This window comes from Photorhabdus akhurstii, from assembly GCF_018448925.1.
In the GTDB taxonomy this organism is placed as follows: domain Bacteria; phylum Pseudomonadota; class Gammaproteobacteria; order Enterobacterales; family Enterobacteriaceae; genus Photorhabdus; species Photorhabdus akhurstii.
In genome coordinates this window covers 184095-203006 of record NZ_RCWE01000006.1, presented here as the reverse complement: position 1 = coordinate 203006, position 18912 = coordinate 184095, and the positions used below count along the sequence as shown (strand labels likewise).

The following is an 18912-nucleotide window of genomic DNA, read 5'->3' as shown; positions in this document are numbered from 1 at the left end:
CCTTTGTTAGTGACAAACTGGAATAATTTCCACCTGTTTTAATATTGTGATTGCCTGATGTGAATGATTCAGCTGAGTCTTTAGGAAGAGCATTTTTCGCCAAATTCACCGTTTCCATCAAACCAAGGTTTTTAAAAACTCGCTAATCCGTGATAGTTTCTATAATAATAGTCTCATATTGGTATTAGGTAGGGTTACATATGGCAAAGATTGGCTATGTTAGGGTGTCAACAAATGACCAAAACAGTGATTTACAACGAAACGCATTGATAAGTATAAATTGTGAGCAAATTTTTGAGGATAAAATTAGCGGAAAAACATCCAACAGACCAGGTTTAAAGCGAGCTTTAAAACAACTTAAAAAAGGTGACACTCTAGTTGTTTGGAAACTGGATAGATTGGGGCGTAGCGTAAAAAATATGGTAACTTTAATTTCTGATTTAAGTGAACGTGGTATTCATTTTCAAAGCTTGACTGATAGCATTGATACCAGCACTTCTATGGGGAGATTTTTCTTTCATGTTATGAGTGCACTGGCTGAAATGGAACGGGAATTAATCGTTGAAAGAACAAATGCAGGATTAATAGCAGCTCGTGCCCAAGGGAGAATTGGTGGCAGGCCAGTGTCACTTTCATTCGTTGAACAACAACAAGCAGCAAGATTGTTAGCAAAAGGCCACACACGGAAACAGTTATCATTAATTTACAACACATCGTTATCTACAATATATAAATATTTTCCAGTAAATAAAGAAAATTGTCGATCAAATTAATATTTGCAGTGCGGCTAGTTAAACGTTTAATTTTGTATTCGTAATATCCAAGTAATTGGTTCTTAATTTATGCAAAATATATCAAGTTTCTTTATCTATGCAAAAAACTTCCGCCGCACTATACATACTATAAAGGAACAACGGAATAAGTTAACAATTAGCTATTACTGGCAAGAGAACTTATTGTGTATGAAATCCACTATATCTGGAAGTTTTTGGGTAACGAATTACCATCAATGTAGGATTTACACATCTAAGTAAATTAATTTACTTACAATTGAAAAGTGTGTCAGTACCTGGAAATCACTAGGTAAACGCGACCAATAAAATTAATTTCATTAATTGCACAGTCAAAAATTACGTCGTTATCACAAACCCGGATTTTACTAACTGGGATTTTTGTGATCTTTTTAATACTATGCATCCCTTCAATATCAATTAACCATAAACCATCCTGAACATTAGGTTCTTCTGTATCCAACAAATACCAGGTGTTATTATTATCTACAATGAGAGGTTTTCTTATTTCTCTGGCAATAAGTTGAGTATCTAAAGTCACAGGGTTATCAGCGTTCAACTTTCCACCAACCAATTTAACGCGCTGTATTGTCGGAGTAATAATGTTTTTTAAAGATTCCCTTTTTTTTTCTCCGTCAGGGAACATTTCTCCTTGTCCTGTGCTTAGCCATAACAATGAAGCATTGGTTTCAAGGTTGCACTGGATAACCCAGTCTGCTGGAAAGCTGTCCCTTAAATAACGGTTCGCCATTGTACTTTTAGACACGCCTAAATGGTCGCTCAATGCTTGACGTGATTTAAACCCATATGCACTAACAAGGCGTTCGATAGCTTGTTTTCCTCCACTATCTGCACCCATTTTTATCTCAGTTATGTTTTTTTTCATTGAAAGTACAGTTTAGTGAGTTTGCCGTCTCCACAAAGCCCTCTGATTAAGAGCTATAGTGATCCCAAATAAATTCATTAGATCCGATAAGGGATATTGCATCATAGGCATATAAATTTCAATCTATATACTTTGTGAAACTATATCATCTAAATAAAAAGAAAAAATCTTCTAAGCAATAAAATAAGAAAAATTTATTAATTACAACGAATTGTGATCGAAAAGAAACCTTTTTAATCATTAATTATTTCAGTAAAAACAATAATTAATATATTAACACTATCAAATATAGTTCCCAAAAAAGATAAAAAACCACTTTAAATTTTTCTAATCAAAGTGTACTGTTCTTATATACAGTTATGTTATGCGGAGGTAAGTTTGTCAGTGGACTTTCTTATGGAATCAGTAATAGCGCAACGTATTAATTTTATAGCTAGAATGGCAACAAGCTGTGAATGTAATCATGCTGAGGATAAAGAACTTGCTTTGGTTTGGATTGCTGAGTTGTCGACACCACTTGCAAAACAACTTATTAACTACCACGAAACGCTTGAAGAATAAATACGGTAGATAAATGTGGAAATTCTGTATGATAAATAATCTAAAGTTTCTAAGTTGATTATGATTGCATTGGAAAATGAGCTGAAAAATAGATTTTCCCTATGAATTCAGCAAATTTTGGAAAATATGATTAATTATTAAATTAGCCACTGAAAAGTGGCTTCTTGCTTCTCATTTGTACTGTTTCCTTAACAATATTGTTTCACTGGTTCTCTCCCACTATTCAGCGCACCATAACACTTTAACTTAACAATATTGACTAAATTAGAGAGGGTATACCTAATGAAAATAATTGCACAGCAGAATGATACTGTTGATGCTTTATGCTGGCGTCATTATGGTCGGACTCAAAGCATGACAGAACAGGTACTGTTAGTTAACCCAGGTTTGGCTGAATACGGTGTAATCCTGCCACATGGCACAGAAGTTGAGATGCCGGAAATTATGACAGCTACAACGAAACCTATTTTGCAACTATGGGATTAAATATATCCATACTAAGTTTATGTTTTTTAAACAGAATTATCACTCTATATCAGGAAATTAAACTTATCTATTCTTCTGGCTAGATAAATAAACAGTTGAACTCGAACGTTATACTTAATATATAGTCAAGCCACGCAAATTTGAATTTTTTGAACTATTAGAGTCAAAATAGCACAGATTACATAAAGGCCCTTCTCGATTATGGGAAGGGCTTTTTAATTTATGTTGTTACATTTTCTCTTTTCAAAAAACTTGTTTTGTCTTTCTTACAATTCCTCTTTGATGTTGGCAACTGCCATTGCTGGCATTCTTTCATACATAAATCCACAACCACCAAATGGCATTTTTCCAAACATGGATACACAACTAACAGAACTTTTGCGCTTATTGCGTAACCTGATCAGAACTGGTGTTGTTACCGAGGTAGATACCACCCGGGGAGTGTGCCGGATTGCAACAGGCAATCTCGAAACTGACTGGCGGCCTTGGTTGACAATGCGGGCAGGCAAATCCCGTACTTGGTGGGCTCCCAGCCGTGGTGAACAAGTTTTGCTGTTATCTGTTGGCGGTGAATTGACCACCTCCTTTGTATTGCCAGCTGTTTATTCTAATCAATTTCCGGAGCCATTGGCTGTTTCTGGAAAAACTGTTGATACTGCTTTTGCTGATCAATTTCCATCAGCGTTGCCTGCTTCTGCGGAAGCTGTCCATATTGTCTTTCCTGATGGAGCAATAATGGAGTATGAGCCAGCATTTAGTGCCTTAAAGGTAACAGGTATTAAGACTGCTGTAGTGCAGGCTTCAGATTCCATAACACTTGAAGCAACAAATATCTCACTCAAAGCACTTAATTCAATCAAACTTGAGGCAATCAACTCTATCGAACTGACTTCAGTCAACAAAATCGATATGAAAACACTACAAGTCGGGATAAATGCATTGGAGGTAAAAGCTGGGGCAGCCAAAGGCATCACACTGCAAACACCAGAATTTGCTGTAAAAGGAAAAACTAAGCTGGAAGGTGATGTTGAAAACACAGGTGGAAAACTCAGTTCTAACGGCGTAACCCTACATTCGCACCAGCACACCGGCGTCATGGCAGGCGGTGCGACAACAGGAGGTCCAGTATAATGATGTACCTTGGAATGAATCGACAAACTGGTCGTAGCCTGACGGATCTGGATCATGTACGCCAGTCTGTCAGCGACATCTTACTAACCCCTGTTGGTAGTCGTTTGGAACGGCGCACTTATGGCTCTCTGTTACCCGAATTAATTGACTGGCCACAGAACGCGGCTCTACGCCTGCAAATTATGGCAGCCACCTATACCGCTATTAGCCGCTGGGAACCGCGAATTAATCTGACAGCTATCACCATAAATACCCAACAAGACGGCAAAATGACAGTAGATATATCTGGTCATTATCAGCTGTCCCCTGGGGGGTTTTCTCTATCTATCCCTGTGAGGTAAAACAATGCCGACCATTGATCTAAGTCAGTTGCCGCCACCTGATGTAGTTGAGCCACTGGATTATGAAAGCCTGTTGGCTGAACGTAAAGCCAAATTAATATCCCTTTATCCTGAAGAACAACGGGATGCTATTACTCGAACATTGGAATTGGAATCCGAACCTCTGGTTAAGTTACTTGAGGAAAACGCGTACCGGGAATTGATATTGCGCCAGCGGGTTAATGAAGCTGCTCGTGCAGTAATGTTGGCCTATGCAACCAATAGAGATTTAGACCAGCTAGGAGCGAACTATAACGTTACCCGGGCAGTTATGGAGCCTGATAGTACCTTCCGTGATCGCATCCAAAGAGCCTTCGAAGGGTTAAGTGTTGCAGGGCCGATTGGTGCGTATGAATATCATGCTCTTAAGGTTAATGAAAGTATTCATGCTAATAGAAATGAATACAAAGGTGAATATCAAACTGTTTCAGATGTTTCCGTCATCAGCCCATCACCAGCCAATGTGACTGTGACTATTTTGTCGCGGAAATGGAAATGGGAAAAAGATAAACAAGACGAAGAAGATAAAGAGCACAAAGGTGTAGCTTCACAAGAGTTACTGGATAAAGTGATTGCGGCACTTAATGACGAAAACGTCAGACCAGTTGCCGATCGGGTAAAAGTGCAGTCAGCTAACATAGTGGAATATCAAATTGATGCTGTGCTTTATCTCTACCCGACACCTGAATCTGAACCTATCCGTAAATTGGCTCAACAAAATATGGATAAGTACGTGCTAGATCAACATAAATTGGGGAGAGATATTCGGTTATCTGCCATTTATGCTGCGTTGCATGTCGCAGGAGTACAGCAGGTAGAGCTGAGAGCTCCAACTAAAGACATAACTCTGTGTAAAGATCAAGCTCCTTATTGTACTGGCGCAAAACTGGAAATAGGGAAAACACAAACTGCTGATTGTTCCAAACCAAATCCAGGTTTGATAGTGGGAGGTTCTGATGAATGACCGCCTGTTACCAACAGGTTCTACGGTTTTGGAGTTGGCTGCTGCTAAGGCGTGTTCGCAATTGCAGAATATTCCAGTACCACTTCGCCAACTCTGGAATCCTGATACTTGCCCTGAGGAGTTATTACCCTATCTGGCGTGGGCGTGGTCGGTTGATCGCTGGGACGAAAAGTGGTCGGTAAGCACTAAGCGTGACGTGATAAAAAACTCGCTGTTTCTGCACAAACATAAGGGAACCATTGGTGCCGTCCGTCGTGTAGTAGAACCGCTTGGCTATCTCATTCAAATAAAGGAATGGTGGCTGAACAACGAAACACCGGGCACATTCCGGTTAGCGATAGGGGTACAGGAAAACGGGATCACCGAAGAAACTTTTTTAGAGCTGGAACGGCTAATTTCTGATGCCAAGCCTGTAAGTCGTCATTTGATAGGTTTGTCAATCAATCTGGATGTTAAAGGCGAATTTTATTGCGCTGCGACGAGTTATAGTGGAGATGACCTCACTGTTTACCAATATCTCCCTGACGTCATCACAACTAGCGACAATGCTCCTTTAGGGGCTGCAATTCATTTGATCGAGACAGATACATTGAGGGTTTCACCATGAAATACTTTGCAATTTTAACCAACCTGGGAGCAGCGAAACTGGCGAACGCCGCTGCTTTGGGGACAAAAGTCGATATTACTCACATGGCTGTTGGTGACGGTGGCGGTAAATTACCAGATCCTGACGTCAATCAGACAAAACTAGTTAATGAAAAGCGCCGCGCTGCAATTAACACATTAAGTGTCGACCCGATAAACACCAACCAAATTATTGCTGAACAAATTATCCCTGAAAGTGAGGGTGGTTGGTGGATGCGTGAAATTGGTCTGTTTGACAGTGAAGGTAACTTAATTGCAGTAGCAAACTGCCCGGAAACCTATAAACCACAATTACAGGAAGGCTCAGGCAGAACACAAACTGTCAGAATGATCTTGATTGTTAGCAATACGGATTCAGTAACGCTGAAAATTGATCCCTCTGTTGTTCTGGCAACTCGTGATTATGTAGATAGCTCTATTCAGAAACATGAAAAAAGCCGCAATCATCCAGATGCCACGTTGACAGAGAAAGGTTTTACAAAACTTAACAGTGCTATTAACAGTAATGATGAAACGACAGCGGCAACACCCAAAGCGGTAAAAGCAGCTTATGATAATGCTAATAGTAAATTGGCAAAAAACCAAAATGGCGCAGATATCCCAGATAAAAATGCTTTTGTGAAAAACCTTGGTTTATTGGAAAAGCTAATTCCGATAGGGGTGCCACTTCCTTGGCCGACGGCCACACTACCGGATGGGTGGTTGCAATGCAATGGTGCGGCCTTTGATAAAGCGAAATTTCCGGAATTAGCTAAGGCTTACCCTGGTGGTAATTTGCCCGATTTGCGAGGAGAATTTATTCGCGGTTGGGATGACAAACGTGGCGTTGATCCGGATCGTACATTATTGGTATGGCAAGAAGGGTCTTATTTACTACAGGAAGTTGGTCAAGTTGATAATGTTGTTAACTTCTCACTCAACGAGCGTACGAAATTACAATGGGATACTCCCCAAAATAAAGATATTCCACTGAGAGCGAGATCTGTCGGTACAGCAACAACTTGGAATACCAATGCCGCTTATATAGGGGTATCAAGGCCACGTAACGTAGCGTTTAACTACATTGTAAGGGCAGCATAATGCTCATGTCTGTACTTGAAGGGATCCCAGTAGGAATACCACTTCCTTGGCCGACTGACATACCACCAAACGGGTGGGTGAATAGAAACACGTCCACGAAACGTGGCATTTAATTATATTGTGAGGATTGCCTGATGAATAAGGCTGTACTGGATAAAAATAATATTGCCATCAGTACCGGAAGTATCGTTGTGTTTAATTACGATGCGATTACGCTGGAATATTTACACAGTTCTGATGAGTATCTTCCTATTGGTGTCGGTCTTCCTGCTAATTCTTGCACAGACGCGCCACCTGATACCCAAGAAGGGTATGTCGCCTGCCGTTCATCTGATTTAACCGGTTGGCAAATTGTACCAGATTATCGAGGAAAAATAGCTTACGACACCCAAACTGGGGAACAGAAGGAAATCATTAAACCGGGCGAATTACCAGAAACACTGACGTGCAAACAACCAAACACTGATTTTGATAAGTGGGATGGTGAAAAATGGGTAACGGACACTGAAGCTCAAAAAAACAGTCAGATTGAACAGGCAGAACAACACCGTGTCATTCTTCGCCAACAGGCTGATGAAGCCATGACTTTATTACAATATGCTATTGAGACTGAGATGGCCTCGGACACAGAGAAAGCATTATTGCTTGCCTGGAAGAAGTATGTGGTATTACTAAGCCGTGTTGATACTTCAATGGCTTCAGATATTGAGTGGCCACAAATACCAGAATAATACAATTATCAAGACCGGGTGTTATTCTATCCCCGGTCTTTTTTCAGTTATGATAGGTTATGTTGACCAATCGATTTCCGATGCCTTTGAAATATCAACCCAGTTAAGTATGACTTGGTATTTTCTTCATTCCAGTAAGGTCTGACGCATTAGGTAAGCACTTATTGATTGCTCTAAAAACCAGAATAAAAAAAGGCCCGAGGTTTGTGAACTGCGGGCCTATATTTATTTATGCGGGTTGTGCAGGCCACTCAATATCTGGTGCTATGGTGGGATCAATGCGGTTTGCTTGCATTCGGTATTTTTTCCAAGCTTTGAGCCGTTCTATCTCTTCCAGAGTTGCTTCATCTAGATCAACGGCATCTTGTAAGGGAGCAATATTATTGCTGGCAAGGACTAGCAATTCTTCTTTACGTCTCTCTGCTTGAGCAACTAACTCGCCCTTTGTATATTTGCGCGGAACAATAGCACCATTTATATATTGCCATTTGCCAGAAATATCGCAAGAATCAGGCAGATGATTTACCTCAGCTACACTCATTCCATCTGGGTTAAAAGCTGATACATCTGCTGATATAGAACGGATTACATTATTAAAATCATACATTACTTTGATTGTGCCAGAATTAAAGCTTTTCTGGCATTCATACCAGTCCTGACCGTCTTCTGATTTCAAATAAATGACATTAAAATCTTCAATGATTTTTCTGGCTTGTTTTGAGTCAGGTATATATTGGGAAAATTTTTTAATGTTTTGCATATATTTATCGCCTTACTAAATATTGGGTATATTCATCCACATGCCGTTAACCTTCTTCTGTATTGGCCTGCGGTTTACGGTGTCAACTAACTCATCTCTATTTCCATTTATTACAGCAGTAATGGCATATCCATTTGTGTCTGTATCCCCAGAGATTTTCCGTACTTGCGCGAGTTCTTTGGCACCAAAGCGAATGTCTTGAATATAACGCGTGTCTGATTCTGATTTTGTATAAGCGCCAATAATTGCAGCGGTTGGTCTATATCCTTCATGATAGACCTGATGCCCTCTAATTCGGAGGTTATCAGGTTTAAGACTCATCCATTCATTAGTTGGCCCTCCAGAGAGGGCATGCTGCCATTTGAAATATTCGTTGCCATTATCCCCCGTTTTAAACCACATATAGGAGTCTGCATCACCATCTCCGGTGTTTTTAAAACCGATAGAGGCAAAGTCGGTGTTTCTGATCCAACTCAGTGCAGAGTCAGTAGTAATAATTATGTCGCCGGTTACATTGCCACCGCTGCGTTGCAACGCATCAGAAGCTTTAGTAACAGTTTCCATTAAACCGAGCTCACTCGCAGTGGGTTTATTCAGGGTATTATATTCTCGTGCCCAAGATGACCATACTGCACCAGGACTAGGAGTACTCCAAGAATAAAAAGAACGCGTATATATTCGACTACTGTTATAAACAAAATAACGCTGAGTAATCCCAGCAGTCTGTAAAACGACAAGCGAACCTGCAAGTGGTTCAGGATAGTTATTACCGGATCCCGCTTGTACGTTCAAACTCTGATAATAAAGACCTGGCGTTTGATAATCATTTAAATCGGCTTTGTCGGGGATAGATATGGCCTGCCCATGAAAAATATCCTGAGACGTAATATTGATATCTTCAGTCAGAACTTTGCCATTCACTTTTCGGCTATTCGGTACTGCTCCCTGAGCCAAATTCACCGTTTCTATCAAACCAAGATTTTTTAAAACTCACTTATCGGTGAAATTTCCGAAAGAATAGTTTCGTATTGGTACTAAGCGGGACTATATATGCCGAAGATTGGCTATATTCGGGTGTTAATAAATGACCAGAATTGTGGTTTACAGAGAAATGCGTTGATATGTATAAATTATAATCTATTTTGGTCGGTGAAATCTGTGAAAAAATAATCAATGAACAGAGCTAAAAATTCGCGACAGAAGAAGCAGATATTGATTTATAGAGGTTTCTTTTTCCTCTATCTATGAAGTACAGGTAATTAAATTATTAGAAAAAATAATAAATTAAGCGACCTGATTTGTATCATCTCTCACACATTTCTCATCGAATGATTTAATAATTTGGATACTTCAACATAGCGGGACACCTTAACAGGAGAACCGCTAATATGGCACAAGATTATCATCACGGCGTCCGTGTACAGGAAATTAACGAAGGCACACGTACCATCACCACAGTTAGCACCGCTATTGTTGGTATGGTGTGTACTGGTCCTGAAGCAGACGAAAAAACTTTTCCACTAAACACTCCGGTCTTGATTACTGATGTTTCACTCGCCATTGGCAAAGCTGGTAAAACCGGTACATTGCCTCAGGCACTCAAAGCTATCTCAGACCAGTCTAAACCCGTTACTGTTGTTGTCCGTGTAGCACAAGGTGAAACGGAAGAACAAACTACCAGCAACATCATTGGTACTACAACTAATGAAGGTAAGAAAACCGGTATACAGGCACTGTTGGCAGCACAAAGCCAATTAGGTGTGAAGCCACGTATTCTTGGGGTTCCTGGGCTGGATACGAAGGCTGTTGCTGTTGAGTTGGCGAGTATCGCGCAAAAACTGAGAGCAATGGCTTATATCAGCGCCTATGGTAGTAAGACCATCTCAGAAGTTATCGAATATCGCAAAAACTTCAGTCAGCGCGAATTAATGCTAATTTGGCCAGATTTCCTGAGTTGGGATACTGTTTCTAATAAAGAAACTATCGCCTATGCTACAGCTCGTGCACTAGGTTTGCGTGCAAAAATTGATGAAGAAACAGGTTGGCACAAAACACTGTCCAACATCGGTGTCAATGGTGTGACCGGTCTTTCAGCAGATGTATTCTGGGATCTTCAAGATCCAGCAACAGATTCAGGCCTGCTAAACCAAAATGGTATCACGACACTTATCCGTAAAAATGGCTTCCGTTTCTGGGGTTCCCGTACCTGCGCTGATGACCCATTGTTCCAGTTCGAAAGTTACACTCGTACTGCCCAAGTCTTAGCTGACACTATGGCGGAAGCACATATGTGGGCAATCGATAAGCCACTAACTCCTTCACTCGTACGGGACATTATCGAAGGTATCAATGCTAAGTTCCGTGAACTGAAATCTGGGGGCTACATTATTGACGGTCAATGCTGGTATGACGAAAACGCCAATGATAAAGACACCTTGAAAGCGGGTAAATTGACCCTCGATTACGACTATACACCTGTACCACCACTGGAAAACATGATGTTACGCCAGCGTATTACAGATCGTTACCTGATGGATTTCGCGAAAAGCATAAACGGCTAAGGGGACACAGATGGCATTACCTCGCAAACTTAAATTCCTGAACTTGTTTAATGATGGCAATAGTTATCAGGGAATAGTAGAAGAACTTACTCTGCCTAAGCTGAGTCGTAAACTGGAAACCTATCGTGGCGCTGGCATGAACGGTAGCGCAACCGTGGACTTAGGCTTGGATGAAGGTGCATTGGACGTTGAATTTACTCTAGGAGGTATGGAAGCTCAACATTATCGGCAATGGGGACTGACCAAAGCCGATGGCGTAATGTTGCGCTTTGCGGGCTCCTACCAGCGCGATGATACCAGCGATGTGATTGCTGTTGAAATCGTGATGCGTGGCCGTTTCCATGAGTTTGACCACGGTACTTATAAGCAGGGAGATAATACTCAGACCAAAATCAGCGCTAAAAATACCTATTTCAAATTGACATGGGATGGTGAAGTTCTGATCGAAGTGGATACCGTTAACATGGTTGAAGTCGTTAATGGTGAAGATCGCTTGGCAGATCACCGCCGCGCTATGGGTCTTTAATCTAATCGGATAAACAAGGTTGAACCATGACAGAAACACTAATTACTCAAAACGACGAGCAGCGCACAATCGTATTAGAAGAACCGCTTGCACGTGGTAGTAGCAACATCACTGAAGTGGTGGTGCGCAAACCGAACAGTGGCGCGCTGCGTGGTGCTCGGCTACAGGCTTTGCTGGAAATGGATGTGGACTCAATGATATTGGTTTTGCCACGCGTTACCATACCTGCGCTCACTAAAAGCGATCTGTTGTCAATGACGCCCGGCGATCTGATTAATCTCAGTGTTGAGGTGGTCAATTTTTTGTTACCGAAGTCGGCGAAGTCCGGTTTCCAGACCGACTAACCGTAGATGAATTGGTGGCAGATATTGCCACCGTTTTCCACTGGTCTCCGGCAGTGACAAATGAAATGTCACTACCGGAATTACTGGACTGGCGACATCGGGCCATCTTACGAAGTGGTGCAGAAAATGAGTAATACACAGTCACAGCTTAAATTGGTAATACAGTCCGTTAATAAGCTGACCAGCGCCTTGAAATCCGCACAGCGAAATAATAAAAGGTTGGCGGATTCTCTCCGGCAAAATCGTGATGAATTCAAGCGATTAAATCAGACTTATGAAGCAATTAAACCTTATTCTGCTCCTGAATATGCGCAGGAAACTGCGCATACCAGTAACAAAAAGGAAGAAAATCGCGGTGAAGGTCGTTATAGCAAAATCAAAGAGTTTCGTGACCGCGTTAGCCAATATGGTGCTAGTGCAAAATCAGCCGGTAGTAAGATACTGACAACCAGTAAAAACTTTTTGATGCCGGGTTATGATCTCAGTGCTCAAATGTCCAAAATTCAGGCACAAACTAATATTGAAAAAAATTCTCCTGAATACACTATGTTGCTCAATCAAAGTCGTGAGTTGAGCAAAAGTACAGGGATTCCTGCCAGCCAGATTGCACAGGGACAGAGCTTGTATGCTTCCAAGGGGTATTCTCCTGACCAGATAAAGAATGTGATGCCAGGCGCGGTATTAATGTCGCAGGCAAGCGGTACAGATTTCGCCAATGTGGTTGATATTAGTACTAATGTACTGGAAGGGTTTAAATTACAATCCGAAGAGATGGGGCATGTTAGTGATGTTTTGACGGCAACGCTTATTGGTTCAAAAACAACGTTGGCGGGATTGGGTGACACCATGAAATCTGTCGCTCCTGCGGCCATTTCTTTGGGGATTGATATTGAAACCGTTGCGGCTGCTACAAGAAAGCTAAGTGATGCCAATATCAAGGGAAGTGAAGCTGGAGAGGCTTTGAGCAATGTACTAAGCCGATTGGCTGAACCGCCTAAAGCTGCTGCTGCCGCATTGAAACAACTAGATATTAAAACTCGTGATGCTAAAGGTAATTTACGGCAATTACCTGATATTCTCGTTGAACTAGATGATAAAACCCGTTCAATGAGCGGTAAACAACGTACAAGTTATTTCACAGCAATTGGGGGTGAAAATGCTGCTCCTGCTTTGGATGTATTGGTAAATCAGGCAGGGCAGGGAGGATTGCAAGCGTTTATCTCTGAACTGAAAAATGTTCAAGGTGAATCCCAAAAAGTTGCCTTTGTAGTGACGAATAATCTCACTGGTGATATCCAAAAACTCAATGCCGCTTGGAGTAATCTAGGCGTTCAGATGTTTTCTGGCGTAGAAGGTCCTGCAAGAGAAGTCACTCAGCAAGTAACCAATGTAGTCAATAAAGTCAGTGAGTGGATGGAAGCCAATCCACGTTTGGCTGCAACGCTTGCGACTATTACGGTGGTAGTCGGAGGCATGTTAACTGTGTTTGGCGCATTGGCACAGGCGATCGCTTCGATATTGCTTCCATTAGCTGTAGCGAAATATAGTCTTACTTTCTTTGGTAGTACTGGTGTGAGAGCGCTCGGATTAGTCGGGAATGCTCTGAAAATGTTGGGTAGCACCATGATGATCGTCGGTCGTTTGATGATGGCTAACCCAATCCTCGCCATTGTTGGTGTAATTGCGATGGCTGCTGTTTATATTTGGCAAAATTGGGAAACATTGGGGCCGAAATTTTCTCAGCTTTGGGAAAATATTAAAATTAGCCTCAGTGAGAAATGGGAATCCATTAAACAGAGTGTTCTGCAAACTTGGGAAAGTATTAAAACTAATATTAGTAATGCCTGGGAATTAGTTAAACAGAATACATTGGATATCTGGGAGAATATTAAAATATCGATCTCGGATAAATGGAATGAAATTATTACTGACGTAATGAATCTACCTAGTAAATTTAAAGAGGTTGGCACAGCGATAATTAACAGTTTATTGGAGGGGATTAATGAAAAATGGGAAGCCCTGAAACAGAAACTGACTTCATTGTCTGAGTATCTCCCTGACTGGATGCGGTCAAAGGAAGATATTTCAAGAGATGCCAGTAATAATGTAAGTCCTAATGTTAATTCGGTTCTGCCCAAACATGACAAAGGGGGCATTATTCCGGCTGGTCGATTTGGTATTGTTGGTGAATATGGACCAGAGATTGTCACTGGCCCTGTTAATGTTATTAGCCGACGACAGACTGCTAAACTTGCTGCCGCTGCGGCATTTTCTTTAAGCGTAATGGCGCCTTCTACCGCCGCCAGAACCGCACCATTGCATGTTCAGAGTTTACCGGTTCATGCTTATCCTCAGATTCAGGAAAAGAAAACGGACAAACGTCAGGTGGTTGAATACCGCAGTGAATCGCCGGTCTATCATATAAATATCTATGGTGCGCCGGGGCAATCTGCGCAGGATATTGCAGCAGCGGTTAGGCGCGAATTGGATGATCGGGAACGTAAACAGCAGGCTCGTTTACGCAGTTCATTCTCTGATAGAGGAGAATTCTAATTATGATGGCTGCACTGGGTTTATTTGTTTTTATGTTGAAAACCACGCCATACCAGAGTATGCAATATACTCAGTCATGGCGACATGCTTTTAATAGCCGTATCGGGGTGCGGCCTGCCTGGCAATTTCTGGGGCCGGATAACGACACAATGACACTTTCCGGTTCGTTATATCCAGAAATTACTGGTGGCCGTTTATCATTGACGATACTACAAATTATGGCTGACAGCGGTAAGGCTTGGTCTTTTATAGATGGCAGCGGCACGGTTTACGGTATGTTTGTCATTGAGAGTATCGACCAGACAAAAACTGAATTTATGTCGAATGGTTCTGCCCGCAAAATTGATTTCACGTTGACATTGAAGCGAGTAGATAGTTCTCTAAGTGAAATGTTCGGTGATCTTCAAGAACAGTTCTCTATGCTTACAGACAATTTGTCAAATAGAGTCAGAGAGGTATTGTCATGACGTCTGAATTTGGCAGGGGAACTGAAAAAGGCAATGCACCGGCATTTCTTTTGGAAATTGATAATAAAGATATCAGCGGGCGCATTCAATCGCGCCTGATATCACTAACAATGACAGATAATCGAGGTTTTGAAGCCGACCAGCTTGATATTGAACTGGATGATGCAGATGGAAGTTTGGTGCTACCTTCTAGAGGTAATGTGATTTCATTGGCGTTGGGATGGCGTGATCAACCACTGATTAGTAAAGGACGTTTTACTGTGGATGAAATTGGCCACAGTGGAGTACCGGATAAATTAACAATTCGTGCCCGTAGTGCTGATTTCCGTGAATCTCTCAATATGAGACGTGAAGAGTCTTATCATAAGAAAACGATAGGTGATATTGTCCATATTATCGCTGCTAGAAATAATCTTACTGCTGATTTACATCAGGATATTGCGAAGATATTTATTAACCATATTGATCAGACGAATGAGTCAGATGGTAGTTTTCTTACCCGCTTGGCAAGGCAGGAAGGGGCGATTGCTTCCGTAAAAAATGGTAAGTTGATATTTATCCGGCAAGGACAGAATAAAACAGCCAGTGGTGCGGTTATCCCTGCATTAGTGATTACACGTCGGTCAGGTGACAACCACAATTTTACTCTGTCTGATCGTGAGGCTTATACCGGCGTGGTAGCAAACTGGTTGGATGTCCGTAAACCGGAGAAAAAACATACCTTAACCGTTGAACGAAAAAATCAGGAAAATGCTGATAAATTAAAATTTTATTTGATCGGTAGCAAAGATAACGTATTAGAGCTTTCTCGTACTTATGCTGATGAGGCTAGTGCTAAACGTGCAGCCAAGGTTGCCTGGGAAAAAATGCAACGTGGAGCAGCGACGTTTTCGATTCAATTGGCTCAGGGGCGTGCAGATCTCTACCCTGAAATACCAATCAAGGTTACCGGTTTTAAACCAGAAATAGATGCTGCCGAATGGACATTAACGACAGTCACTCACACGGTGAATGGATCTGGTGGTGGTTTTACAACAGCACTGACTCTGGAATTAAAAATTGATGATCTCGATATGAAATAATTGTTCTTTAAATGAGATCTCATTGCTATATTGTTCACATTATGAGAGTTCATGTTTTAGTTAAGGGTAAGAAAATATGATCAAGTGTCCTCTTTGTGGTAAAGCGGCTCATGCACGCAGTAGCTTTGAGCATTCCAGCCATACAAAAGAACGTTATAATCAATGTCAAAACATCAATTGTGGCGCAACTTTCGTTAGCCATGAAACGTTTGTCCGCTTTATTTCCAAACCTGGTGAAGTAATAAGTGTTAAGCCGCATCCCAAAGAAAAAACTAAAACTCAATTGAATGTGACTTGAAAATTAAAAGTTAATTGTAAATATTTGCCACCAACAGGTGGCTTTTTACTCGTATGCTCGATTTGTTATATATCTTGTTGCTGGCTACGTGCTAAATATCTTGTGAATTAGTTAATAAATTCACTTGCGTCCTTGGTCATATTTTGTCAGCTTTGGTGTAATCAGAATCACTGAATCAACACTCACCGAAGTAGGACAATAATGATGAAAAATGTGGGCTTTATCGGCTGGCGCGGGATGGTCGGCTCAGTATTAATGCAGCGTATGATTGAAGAGCGGGATTTTGATGTTATTCGTCCGGTATTCTTCTCGACATCACAACACGGACAGCCAGCACCTGATTTTACTGGTCAGCAAGGTACGTTACAGAATGCTTTCGATATCGAAGCTCTTGGTGCTTTGGATATTATTATTAGCTGTCAGGGGGGAGATTATACTAATGAGATTTATCCAAAGTTAAGAGCAACAGGTTGGCAGGGATATTGGATTGATGCGGCGTCAGCACTGCGTATGAATGATGATTCCATCATTATTCTTGATCCAGTTAACCATGCGCATATTCAGCAAGGTCTTAATGAAGGCATAAAAACTTTTGTTGGTGGTAATTGTACCGTTAGCCTAATGCTGATGTCTTTGGGCGGTTTGTTTGCTAATAATTTGGTTGAATGGGCTTCTGTTGCAACTTATCAGGCAGCTTCTGGTGCGGGCGCTCGTCATATGCGTGAACTTCTGGTTCAGATGGGAGCTCTACATACCCAGGTAGCAAAAGAGCTGCAAGATCCGGCATCGGCTATTCTGGATATTGAAAAAAAGGTAACGGATTTTACCCGTAGCGGAGTTATGTCAACTGAGCAATTTGGTGTGCCGTTGGCAGGTAGTTTGATTCCGTGGATTGATAAACAACTTGATAACGGCCAAAGCCGTGAAGAGTGGAAAGGTCAGGCAGAAACCAACAAGATCCTCAATACTGGTAATAACATCATTACCGTGGATGGCTTGTGTGTGCGTATTGGGGCGCTGCGTTGCCATAGTCAGGCATTTACTCTGAAATTGAAAAAAGATATTTCTATTCCTGAAATTGAGCAATTATTGGCTGCGCATAATGACTGGGTTCGTGTTATTCCAAATGATCGCGAATTGAGTATGCGCGAATTAACCCCGGCGGCGGTAACGGGAACTTTGAATACTCCTGTAGGGCGTTTACGTAAACTGAATATGGGCCCAGAGTATTTGTCTGCTTTTACTGTCGGTGACCAATTGTTGTGGGGAGCCGCAGAGCCTCTGCGTCGTATGCTGCGTATCTTGGTTTAATTATTTTAATACATTTACTTATGTAAAAATCCACTCGTTGTTTGGGTGGATTTATCCATATAGCTCTGTTCATTGTTTCTTTATTGGTTTATTTTTGTTATATTCATAAACTATGTTTATGATATTCTGTCCAAATGTATAGTGAATCGTTTTTATGGAGATGGTAGGAATGGAACAAGATAAACTACTAGCTTTAAAGGTTAGAGAATTAAGGGAGTTGGCAAGGACGTTATCTTCTCGTTATATTAGCCAAATAATATGGGTCAGGAACTAATTATATCTACTCAATCATCTGATATGGATCTTTTATTATATTTTTTATTTATAATAATTTTTCTATGTTTTTTTATTTATTAAAAAATACACGGAAAGTAAAAAGAGTGTTTCTCTATTTATAATTAATCTTTTGTTTTTATTTTCTTTTTGTACAGATCAATTAATTATATCTAAATTTAGTTATTCCTTGATTCCACCATTTATATTTTTGAATTTAAATGATGAGGTAATAAGAGTAAGTGCGGTGATATTTTCAATTTTAGTCATGATGATGTTCCCAAGGAAGTTTAAATGTTGACAATAAATTACTGGTGAAAAAGAATAATGGATTATACCGAAATTATTATTTCTACTAAATCATCATGGTTGGATATATTATACTATTATGTTTTATCTTTTGTTATATTGTTTTTTCTATTTATTCTTAAGATAATAATAGAAGAAAAAAATAACAATCTTATGGTTATTTTTGGTGTTATCTTGGTTCTTATATTATCTAGTGCTCAATTAATTTTAATAGGATATGAGTACAATATACCTGATTTTATTAATTTTAAAAGCGAAAGTATAAAGATTGGTGGTTTTATATTTTCCTTATTGTATATTATTTTAATGCCAAGAAGATATTTTAGATGATTTTTTCAAAGATATAATAAAATATCAGAATTAATTTAGTTACTGGACTAATTGTTGATAACGCTACAGCTCTGAGTATTTATCAGCTAGAAAAGGAAAAATAATGATGGACTATATAGATGTTACAATTTCCACTCAATCTACTTGGCAAGATATTTTACTGTACTATTTTTTATCTTTGGTAATATTATTTTTACTTCTTATTGTTAAAGTTATTATAGAGAAAAGAGGGAGTTATATTCTCTCTGTTTTTTCATTCTTTATAATAGTCATGTTTGGAACTGCTCAATTGTTTATTGTTAAATATGATGGTTATCATGAAATTATATCAATGTTTATTAATTTAAATAGTGAGGTAATTAGAGTAGGTAGTGTGATGTTTTCTATTTTATATGCTTTGGTTCTACCAAGAAAGTTCGTCAATGAAACAAGGCGTTAAATTA

23 protein-coding genes are annotated in these 18912 nt (G+C 40.3%); 20 read left to right on the top strand and 3 right to left on the bottom strand.

The features are described from left to right. The first annotated feature begins 200 nt into the window (after positions 1–200). Complete coding sequence (locus tag EAE93_RS10215) at positions 201–773, top strand: recombinase family protein (RefSeq protein WP_036783315.1); 573 nt, start codon at positions 201–203, stop codon at positions 771–773. Positions 774–1062: 289 nt separating this feature from the next. On the opposite strand, the gene EAE93_RS10210 is transcribed toward EAE93_RS10215, so the two are convergent. Beyond that, complete coding sequence (locus EAE93_RS10210) at positions 1063–1677, bottom strand: phage repressor protein CI (RefSeq protein ID WP_110085695.1); 615 nt, start codon at positions 1675–1677, stop codon at positions 1063–1065. Positions 1678–2073: 396 nt separating this feature from the next. On the opposite strand from EAE93_RS10210, the gene EAE93_RS10205 reads away from it, so the two are divergent. The 8 genes from EAE93_RS10205 (at position 2074) to EAE93_RS10170 (ending at position 7655) form a co-directional block, all read left to right on the top strand. Beyond that, positions 2074–2238, top strand: a complete 165-nt coding sequence (locus EAE93_RS10205) for a hypothetical protein (protein ID WP_167337845.1) — start codon at positions 2074–2076, stop codon at positions 2236–2238. Positions 2239–2520: 282 nt separating this feature from the next. After that, positions 2521–2724 (top strand): tail protein X, encoded by a 204-nt coding sequence (locus EAE93_RS10200; RefSeq protein ID WP_036783320.1) that lies wholly within the window; start codon positions 2521–2523, stop codon positions 2722–2724. Positions 2725–3078: 354 nt separating this feature from the next. After that, on the top strand, positions 3079–3855 hold the full coding sequence (locus EAE93_RS10195) for a phage baseplate assembly protein V (RefSeq protein WP_036783343.1): 777 nt from the start codon (positions 3079–3081) through the stop codon (positions 3853–3855). After that, positions 3855–4196: a GPW/gp25 family protein gene (locus EAE93_RS10190; RefSeq protein ID WP_036783323.1), complete on the top strand. Its 342-nt coding sequence runs from the start codon at positions 3855–3857 to the stop codon at positions 4194–4196. The genes EAE93_RS10195 and EAE93_RS10190 overlap by 1 nt, the downstream gene beginning before the upstream one ends. Before the next feature lie 4 nt (positions 4197–4200). Continuing rightward, positions 4201–5199 (top strand): baseplate assembly protein, encoded by a 999-nt coding sequence (locus tag EAE93_RS10185; protein WP_046397841.1) that lies wholly within the window; start codon positions 4201–4203, stop codon positions 5197–5199. Next, the gene (locus EAE93_RS10180) at positions 5192–5806 is read left to right on the top strand and encodes a phage tail protein I (protein WP_036783328.1); all 615 of its coding nucleotides are present in this window, start codon (positions 5192–5194) and stop codon (positions 5804–5806) included. Before EAE93_RS10185 ends, EAE93_RS10180 begins: the two co-directional genes overlap by 8 nt. Beyond that, positions 5803–6924: a phage tail protein gene (locus EAE93_RS10175; RefSeq protein WP_110085694.1), complete on the top strand. Its 1122-nt coding sequence runs from the start codon at positions 5803–5805 to the stop codon at positions 6922–6924. The genes EAE93_RS10180 and EAE93_RS10175 overlap by 4 nt, the downstream gene beginning before the upstream one ends. Positions 6925–7058: 134 nt before the next feature. Then, a complete protein-coding gene (locus tag EAE93_RS10170; RefSeq protein ID WP_110085693.1) occupies positions 7059–7655 on the top strand; it encodes a tail fiber assembly protein in 597 nt (198 codons plus the stop codon). Between the two features lie 229 nt (positions 7656–7884). Here the strand turns inward: EAE93_RS10170 and EAE93_RS10165 are convergent, their stop codons facing one another. Both EAE93_RS10165 and EAE93_RS24490 read right to left on the bottom strand, forming a co-directional pair. Next, a complete protein-coding gene (locus EAE93_RS10165) occupies positions 7885–8415 on the bottom strand; it encodes a tail fiber assembly protein (protein ID WP_214039608.1) in 531 nt (176 codons plus the stop codon). A gap of 15 nt (positions 8416–8430) precedes the next feature. After that, entirely contained in the window at positions 8431–9375 is a 945-nt protein-coding gene (locus EAE93_RS24490) for a pyocin knob domain-containing protein (protein ID WP_332008731.1), read from the bottom strand. Positions 9376–9803: 428 nt separating this feature from the next. On the opposite strand from EAE93_RS24490, the gene EAE93_RS10155 reads away from it, so the two are divergent. From EAE93_RS10155 to EAE93_RS10105, 11 genes are all read left to right on the top strand, one after another. Beyond that, complete coding sequence (locus EAE93_RS10155; protein ID WP_036782415.1) at positions 9804–10976, top strand: phage tail sheath protein; 1173 nt, start codon at positions 9804–9806, stop codon at positions 10974–10976. A gap of 10 nt (positions 10977–10986) precedes the next feature. Continuing rightward, a complete protein-coding gene (locus EAE93_RS10150) occupies positions 10987–11502 on the top strand; it encodes a phage major tail tube protein (RefSeq protein ID WP_105396541.1) in 516 nt (171 codons plus the stop codon). A gap of 26 nt (positions 11503–11528) precedes the next feature. Beyond that, a complete protein-coding gene (locus tag EAE93_RS10145) occupies positions 11529–11846 on the top strand; it encodes a phage tail assembly protein (RefSeq protein ID WP_036782409.1) in 318 nt (105 codons plus the stop codon). 14 nt (positions 11847–11860) lie between these two features. Beyond that, positions 11861–11980: a GpE family phage tail protein gene (locus EAE93_RS10140; RefSeq protein WP_200868805.1), complete on the top strand. Its 120-nt coding sequence runs from the start codon at positions 11861–11863 to the stop codon at positions 11978–11980. Beyond that, the gene (locus tag EAE93_RS10135; protein WP_250150973.1) at positions 11973–14399 is read left to right on the top strand and encodes a phage tail tape measure protein; all 2427 of its coding nucleotides are present in this window, start codon (positions 11973–11975) and stop codon (positions 14397–14399) included. Before EAE93_RS10140 ends, EAE93_RS10135 begins: the two co-directional genes overlap by 8 nt. Before the next feature lie 2 nt (positions 14400–14401). After that, positions 14402–14866: a phage tail protein gene (locus tag EAE93_RS10130; RefSeq protein WP_110085699.1), complete on the top strand. Its 465-nt coding sequence runs from the start codon at positions 14402–14404 to the stop codon at positions 14864–14866. After that, positions 14863–15948 carry a phage late control D family protein gene (locus EAE93_RS10125; RefSeq protein WP_214039606.1) on the top strand — a complete coding sequence of 362 codons (1086 nt, stop codon included), beginning with the start codon at positions 14863–14865 and terminating at the stop codon, positions 15946–15948. The genes EAE93_RS10130 and EAE93_RS10125 overlap by 4 nt, the downstream gene beginning before the upstream one ends. A gap of 76 nt (positions 15949–16024) precedes the next feature. Further along, the gene (locus EAE93_RS10120; RefSeq protein ID WP_036782400.1) at positions 16025–16246 is read left to right on the top strand and encodes an ogr/Delta-like zinc finger family protein; all 222 of its coding nucleotides are present in this window, start codon (positions 16025–16027) and stop codon (positions 16244–16246) included. Positions 16247–16450: 204 nt separating this feature from the next. Next, positions 16451–17557: an aspartate-semialdehyde dehydrogenase gene (gene asd / locus EAE93_RS10115; protein WP_036811075.1), complete on the top strand. Its 1107-nt coding sequence runs from the start codon at positions 16451–16453 to the stop codon at positions 17555–17557. A 600-nt stretch (positions 17558–18157) separates the two neighbouring features. Next, on the top strand, positions 18158–18469 hold the full coding sequence (locus EAE93_RS10110; protein WP_036811078.1) for a hypothetical protein: 312 nt from the start codon (positions 18158–18160) through the stop codon (positions 18467–18469). Positions 18470–18572: 103 nt separating this feature from the next. Beyond that, positions 18573–18908, top strand: a complete 336-nt coding sequence (locus EAE93_RS10105; protein ID WP_040149833.1) for a hypothetical protein — start codon at positions 18573–18575, stop codon at positions 18906–18908. Positions 18909–18912: the final 4 nt, after the last annotated feature.